Raw genomic sequence first — 4883 nt, 5'->3', positions numbered from 1 at the left:
CGTCACGCGTGGTGGGCTCGCACCCGGCGGCCCGAAGGGTCGCCATCTGCTGATCGACCCAGTCCTCCGTCTCGACGAACGGCCCCCTGGGGTCCAGCAGCCACGGGTGGTCTTCGCCGTCCTGCCACACTCACCCCACCTTCCGTCGATCCGGCGCAACGACGTGAGTTCGAGCGCGGGTCCGGGGCCGCCGGCTCCGACCTCCGCCAGAAATGTGCGGTAGTCCTCGGGCAGCGCGACACCGTATTGCGCTTCGACCTCGGCGATTTCGGCGGGGGTCAGGACGGGCTCGAACGTCGGGTATGGGAGGCGACGGTTCGTGGCGGAGTGCCTGGGTCGCGGGCGTGGCGTCACATCCGGTCGACTGCCACGCCGAGTCCGCGGATCACGTAGCCCCCGATCTCGTCCTGGAACGTGACGCTGGGCGGTGTGAGCATCCGGACGCCCTCGAGTGCGAAGAGGTGGCCGAGGAAGACGTTGGTCTCCATCATCGCGATGTCGGCGCCGGGGCAGCGGTGTGGTCCGTCGCCGAAGGACAGCGCGGCCGCGTATCGGCCGGTCGTTGTCGGCCTCCCGGGGCAGACGGCGGTGGGTGCGGCACCGACGACGTCCGGGTCGGTGTTGGCCTCGTCCACGAAGATGTCGACGCGCGCGTCGGCGGGCAGGGTGACCGGGCCGTCGGCGCCCGGCACCTCCATGGCACCGGTGGTCCGCCGGCTCAGACGGGCGACGGCGGGTTCGAGGCGCAGGATCTCGTGGATCACCGCGAGGCGTTCGGTCTCGTTTCCGGCCAAGTAGCGCTCGCACAAGGCCTCGTCGGTGAACAGATGCCATGCGGCGACACACATGAACTCGCGGGTGGTGACCATCCCCGCGGCGGCGTAGGTGAGGCACTCGCCGAGTATCTCGGGGCTCGAACAGCCCTCCGCGATGAGGTGCGAGATCAGGTTGTCGGCGGGCCGTTCGCGGTGGGCGCGGACGGCCGGGCGGACGTCGGCCAGGTAGATCCGCAGCCAGTTGGTGTTCTGGCGGAACAGCCAGTAGAGGCCGTGCAGGCTGGTCAGCCCGGGCTCGCCGAACTTCTCGGGGAAGAAGCGCTCCAGCCGACGCTGGATGCCGGGTCTGCTGTGGGTCAGGCCGATCACGCCGCACGCCACGTCGATCGCGACGCCGAAGGTGAGGTCCTCCAGCCGTACCTCGCCCTCGCTCCGCAGGACGTCCAGATGCTTCTGCGTGACGCGCTCGGTGAGCTCCCGGTAGTGCTCGTCCACGCGGCGGGGTGTGAAGTAGCGGGCGGTCTGACGGCGGTGCTCCCGGTGCTCGGGCCCGTCGCGGTACAGCACGGGCCGCCGGATCCGGGCGGGCAGCTTCTCGACGGTCTCGATGCCGAGGCCCGCCTGCACGGTGTCGGTGCTGCGCAGGACGGCGCGGGCCGCGGAGTAGCCACGTACCTGCCACGTACCGTCGTCCGCGCGGCCGACCGGGCAGCCCGACTCTGCGGGAACCCTGCGGATCTTCCGTGCGTCGTCGTCGGCTCGGTCGACTCGGTCCATCGAACGCTGTCCCCCGTCGTCGTGTCGGCGTCCCCCGGCAGGAGTCCGCCGTCAGGGCGTGTGCCGTCAGACTTCACTACGGCCGCCTCCACCGCCAGATGCCGTGCGCGTTGGGCCGGGGCGATGAGGGTGCGGCCGAGGGCGTCGGCCGTGCAGACCAGGATCGCGCCGAGGAGCAGGGAGACCGGGACCACACGGGCGTGGCGGCGGCCGACCAGGGCGCGGGCCGCGTGAGGGGCGACCAGGCCGACGAAGCCGATGGTCCCGCGGCCGCGACGGCGGTGGCGCTCAGCAGGACGCTGACGGCCAGCAGGCCGAGCCGGGCGGGTGCCGTGCGCAGGCCGAGCAGCTTCGGTGTGTCGTCGTCGAGGGCGATCAGGTCGAGTTCCGTGCGCCGAAGGACGGCGACGACGATCCCGAGGGCGAGCGCCGCGGCGACCGGCAGCGCGTCGGGGAGCGTGCGCCCGTACGTCGAACCGGACAGCCAGGTCAGTGCCTTGGTGGCGTTGAACGGGTCGGTGAGGACGATGAACAGGCTGATGAGCGCCGTGGTCGCGGCGGATACGCCGACGCCTACCAGGACGAGCCTGTTCTGTCCGAAGCCGTCGCCGGACGCGAGGCCGAACACGACGACCGCGGTGATGGCGGCTCCCGCGAAGGCGGCGCCGGCGATGCTCCAGGAACCGGCGACCGGCACGGTCGTCACGAGCAGGACGGCACCCAGCGCCCCGCCGCCCGAGACGCCGAGTACGCCCGGCTCGGCGAGCGGGTTACGGGTGACGGCCTGGACGAGCGTGCCCGACAGGGCCAGGGCGGCGCCGGCGAGGAGGGCCGCGAGGACGCGTGGCATCCGGGTGTCGAGGACGAACGACACGGACTGACCGGCCCGGCCCTGCGCCCAGTTGACCACGTCGCCCAGCAGCAGTTTGGTGTCGCCGAGGAGCACGGCCGCGATGACGGTCCCGGCCAGGACGACGGTGAGCACGAGGGCCGTCGTCAGGAAGACCGGTCTGCTCGGGATGCGCAGCCGTTCCGGGCTGGTGGCGGTCGTGGTGTCGCGTACGCGCAGAGCCATGCCCACGAGGAACACCGCGCCGAGGATGCTGGTGACGACGCCGGTGGGTACGGCGACCGCGGCTTCGGGGCTCACGGTCGCGCGGAGCAGGACGTCCGCGCCGAGGACGAGGGCCGCTCCGGCCAGTCCCGCGACGGGAAGGCCCGCACGGATCCGGAGCAGCGGCCGGACGCGCCGGGTCAGCGGGCGTACCAGCGCGGGGGCGCAGAGGCCGACGAAGCCGATCGGGCCGGCGAGCGTGACCGCCGCGGCGGCGAGCAGCGAGGCGCAGACCACGACGGTGACGCGGGTGGCGCGGACCGGTACGCCGAGACCGCGGGCCGCGTCGTCGCCGAGGGCGAGTGCGTCCACCCGGCGGGCCACCAGCAGGAGTCCGGCGAGGCCGACGAGCGCGACGGGCGTCATCTGCAGGACGCCGTCGAACCCGTTCTGGCTGATGCTGCCCTGGCTCCACTGGTAGAGGCCGTTCGTGCGCTCCGGGTAGAGCAGGAGCAGTGCCTCGGTGACGGAGGACAGGCCGAGTGACAGGGCGCTGCCGGCGAGGACGAGTCGTACGGTGGCCGCGCCCGGTCCGGTCAGCGACAGGACGACGGCCGCCGCCGCGAGCGCGCCGGCGAACGCCACGCCCGAGGACGCGACGAGCGGCAGGCTCGCGCCGGTGACGGTGAGCAGACCGAGAGCCAGGTAGGAACCCGAGTTCACGGCAAGGGTGTCGGGGGCGGCGAGCATGTTGCGGCTGACGGCCTGCAGTGCGGCTCCGGCGACGCCGAGGGCGGCGCCGACGAGGAGTCCGGCGGCCGCGCGGGGCAGTCGTGAGGCGATGACGACCGAGGCGTCGCCGGGGTCGGCGGTGCCGGTGAGGGCTTTCCAGACCTCGGCCGCGCCGACGGCGGCGGTGCCCTGGGTGATGTCGACGATCGCGAGTGCGGCGACCAGGGACACGAGCACGGCCGTCACCGCGACCGCGCCCGTCCTGGAGGTGATGGCCCGTGAGCCGATGGCGGGGGCTGTTGCGGTGACGGCCATGGCGCTACTTCGTCAGGGCGCCGACGAGCGCGTCGACGTAGGCCTGCATGGACTTCGGGCCGCCGAACATCCAGATGCCGTCGGGCAGTCGGTGCACGTTGTCCTTCTTCACGAAGGGCAGCGACGTCCAGGCGGAGTTCTTGGAGAGGTCCTTGGCGAACGGGTCGGTGGGCTCGCTCGCGTTGCCGATGTAGGCGAAGTCCAGGTCGCCGAGGCCGGACAGGCCCTCGACGTCGGTGCTGCCCAGGCCGTAGCTCTTGTCGCCCTTGACCTTCCAGGCGTTCTTGAGGCCTATCGCCTCGTTGACGGCGCCGATCAGCGATCCGCTGGTGTACGGGCGGATGGAGACCTGGTTGGAGGCGACCCAGCCGTCGGCGAAGGCGACGGACCGACCGGCGAGCCCGGCGTCGGCGAGCGTCTTCCTGCCCTCGGCGAGCTTGGCGTCGAACTCCTTGTTCGCCTGGGTGGCCTTGGCGGTGGTGCCCGTGGCGCGGGCGATGAGGTCGAGGTTCTCCTTCATCCGCCCGATCTGGTCGGCGGAGTCGGCGGAGGTGACCTCCAGGACCGGGGCGATCTTCCGAAGTTGCTTGACGGCGGCGGCCGGCAGATCGGTGGTGGCGACGATCAGGTCGGGGGCGAGCGAGGCCACGGTGTCCATGCTGGGCTCGCCGCGCGTACCGATGTCCTTCGGCGTGTTCTTCAGCGGGGCGGAGGTGTCCCAGGCCTTGTAGCCCTTGACGTCGGCGACACCGACCGGGTCGACGCCGAGGGTCACCAGGCTCTCGACGACGTTCCATTCGGTCGCGACGACCTTCTTGGCAGGGCCGTCGAGCTTGATCTTGGCGCCGGTCGAGTCGGTCAGGGTGATGTGCTGGGTGCCCTTAGCGGCGGCGTTCGTCGAGGCGGGCTCGGTCGTGCCGCAGCCGGCCAGGGCGAGTGCAGCGGCGGACGCGGCCGTGAGGGCGAGGAGGTGGCGTCTCATGAGGTGGTGCTGAGCCTTCCGGTTCGTGCGTGGTGGCGGCCGACGGCGCGGGTGCGCAGGCGGCCGGTCAGAGGGTCGGTGTCGACGTCGATGCGGATGCCGTACGTGTCGGTGAGGCGGTCGGTCGTGAGGACGTCCGCCGGCCGGCCGGCGGCGCTGATGCGTGCGGCGCGCCGCAGGGCGGTCCGGGCGGGCCGTTCGGACGAGCAAACCTCTGAACTCCACTCACATACAACAACAACTCGAA

3 protein-coding genes and 2 pseudogenes are annotated in these 4883 nt (G+C 72.1%); all 5 read right to left on the bottom strand.

What is annotated here, in order from left to right:
- Positions 1-354, bottom strand: a 354-nt coding sequence (locus ACWEBX_RS37345; RefSeq protein WP_451889182.1) for an SMI1/KNR4 family protein, incomplete at its 3' end; no start/stop codon positions are given.
- A complete protein-coding gene (locus ACWEBX_RS37340) occupies positions 351-1553 on the bottom strand; it encodes a cytochrome P450 (RefSeq protein ID WP_451889181.1) in 1203 nt (400 codons plus the stop codon). The genes ACWEBX_RS37345 and ACWEBX_RS37340, both read right to left, overlap by 4 nt.
- Before the next feature lie 110 nt (positions 1554-1663).
- Positions 1664-3654, bottom strand: a pseudogene (locus ACWEBX_RS37335) (iron ABC transporter permease); the annotation flags it as partial.
- Positions 3655-3658: 4 nt separating this feature from the next.
- Positions 3659-4636, bottom strand: a complete 978-nt coding sequence (locus tag ACWEBX_RS37330) for an iron-siderophore ABC transporter substrate-binding protein (RefSeq protein ID WP_451889180.1) — start codon at positions 4634-4636, stop codon at positions 3659-3661.
- Positions 4633-4883 (bottom strand): annotated as a pseudogene (locus ACWEBX_RS37325) (hypothetical protein); the annotation flags it as partial. The gene ACWEBX_RS37330 and the pseudogene ACWEBX_RS37325, both read right to left, overlap by 4 nt.

The sequence above is a fragment of the Streptomyces sp. NPDC005070 genome, from assembly GCF_053600395.1.
This window is presented reverse-complemented; position numbering and strand designations above follow the sequence as displayed.

What these genes read in the sequence shown, in the direction of transcription:
- ACWEBX_RS37340 (WP_451889181.1), bottom strand. Translation starts at nt 1,553, where the DNA reads ATGGACCGAGTCGACCGAGCCGACGACGACGCACGGAAGATCCGCAGG.
- ACWEBX_RS37330 (WP_451889180.1), bottom strand. Translation starts at nt 4,636, where the DNA reads ATGAGACGCCACCTCCTCGCCCTCACGGCCGCGTCCGCCGCTGCACTC.